The organism is Streptomyces sp. adm13(2018) (assembly GCF_008042145.1).
GTDB lineage: Bacteria > Actinomycetota > Actinomycetes > Streptomycetales > Streptomycetaceae > Streptomyces.
In genome coordinates, this window is record NZ_RDBH01000253.1 from 1 (window position 1) to 1376 (window position 1376).

The 1376-nt window shown below is 73.2% G+C and carries 1 protein-coding gene and 2 pseudogenes; 2 read left to right on the forward strand and 1 reads right to left on the reverse strand.

The features are described from left to right. Positions 1-194, reverse strand: a pseudogene (locus EAO70_RS36220) (TetR/AcrR family transcriptional regulator); the annotation flags it as partial. A gap of 17 nt (positions 195-211) precedes the next feature. Between EAO70_RS36220 and EAO70_RS36225 the strand changes: the two are divergent. Then, a pseudogene (locus EAO70_RS36225) lies at positions 212-652 on the forward strand (hypothetical protein); the annotation flags it as partial. Continuing rightward, positions 640-1176: a DinB family protein gene (locus tag EAO70_RS36230; protein WP_148007031.1), complete on the forward strand. Its 537-nt coding sequence runs from the start codon at positions 640-642 to the stop codon at positions 1174-1176. The pseudogene EAO70_RS36225 and the gene EAO70_RS36230, both read left to right, overlap by 13 nt. The last annotated feature ends 200 nt before the right edge of the window (positions 1177-1376 follow it).

Below are 1376 nucleotides of genomic sequence, written 5' to 3' on the forward strand. Positions count from 1 at the left end.
CGCAGTTCCGACCGGCTCGGTACGGCCGCGTGGAAGGAGCCGGCGGCGCAGGAGAACATCAGCCCCTCGCACCAGGCGATGAGCGAGAGCGCGTGGCGCTCGGGTTCCGTCGACCCGGCGGCCGCCGTCATCGCGACCAGGGGGCGGCGGAAGACGGAGCCCGCGGCGTCGAAGAAGGCGCGGAGCTCGGGGCGTCCCTCGATCCCGATGTCCTCCTGGACGCGCTCTCGGGGCGTCCCTCGATCCCGATGTCCTCCTGGACGCGCTCTCGTCGGCCCTGCACCGGTACCTCACCGACCACCGCGCCCTGCTCGTCTCCCGCTACGAACTGGCCCTGGAGGCCACCCGACGCCCCGAGCTCCGCGCCTTCTTCGACGCCGCGGGCTCCGTCTTCCGCCGCCCCCTGGTCGCGATGACGGCGGCCGCCGGGTCGACGGAACCCGAGCGCCACGCGCTCTCGCTCATCGCCTGGTGCGAGGGGCTGATGTTCTCCTGCGCCGCCGGCTCCTTCCACGCGGCCGTACCGAGCCGGTCGGAACTGCGCACCGGTTTCGAGGAGTTGCTGCGGGGCATGCTGGGTGCCGGGCCCGGTCCGGGACAGCCGGAAAGCGGTGGCGCCGCCGATGGTCCTGGGGGACGATGCCGCGCATGACCATCGAACGCACAGACAACCCGCTCCGCGTCGACCCGTCCACCACCTCGGGCGAACGCGAAGCACTGGAGCAGTGGCTCGAGTTCCATCGCGCGACCCTGGCGCAGAAGTGCGAAGGGCTCGACGACGCCCAGCTGCGCACCCCGTCCGCCCCGCCGTCGGAACTCAGCCTCCTGGGCCTCGTACGCCACATGGCCGAGGTCGAGAACGGCTGGTTCCGCAACGTCCTGGGCGCCGAGAACGCGGGCTGGGTCTACTCGACCGAGGAGGACCCCGACCGGGACTTCCACACCACCGACGAGGACACCTTCGAGGAGGCCCTCGCGACCTGGCAGGCGCAGATCGCGCACGCGCGCACCCTGGCCGCCGCACATGACCTCGACCACGTGGCCGAGGGCGGGCACCACTCGGGCAAGCGCTTCAACCTGCGCTGGATCTATCTGCACATGATCGAGGAGTACGCCCGCCACAACGGCCACGCGGACCTCATCCGGGAGCGGATCGACGGAGCGACCGGCGACTGAGCGGCCCCTCCGCCGGCCGCGCCCGCCGGGTCAAGGCCGGGCCCGCGCCGCCTCGGACCACCTCGACGACGACGGCTACGGGAACGGGGTGCGGGCCGCGATCGAGCGCCTGGAGCTACGGCTGCGCGCCATGTGAGGACCGGGGGAGCCCCGCGGCCTGCGGCGGTGCGCACCCGGCGCCCGTGCGGTCGGTGTGGGGC